Genomic DNA, 293 nt, shown 5'->3' on the forward strand with positions numbered 1-293 from the left:
GATCCGGAAGGAATTTTCCCGGCGATTCTGGGCCACGAAGGCGGTGGCATTGTTGAAATGGTCGGTGAAGGTGTGACCAGCGTAGCCGTGGGCGATCATGTGATCCCGCTATACACCGCTGAGTGTGGTGAATGTAAATTCTGTACCTCGGGTAAAACCAACCTGTGTCAGGCCGTGCGTGAAACCCAGGGCAAAGGTCTGATGCCGGACGGCACCACGCGTTTCTCAATCAATGGGGAGCCGATTTATCACTATATGGGCTGCTCAACTTTTTCTGAATACACAGTGTTACC

1 protein-coding gene is annotated in these 293 nt (G+C 52.9%); it reads left to right on the plus strand.

The window, feature by feature from the left end; genetic code table 11:
- On the plus strand, positions 1 to 293 hold a 293-nt coding region (locus ACYP03_RS25625; protein ID WP_459782624.1), incomplete at both ends, for an alcohol dehydrogenase catalytic domain-containing protein.

It is taken from the genome of Photobacterium sp. R1 (assembly GCF_054600795.1).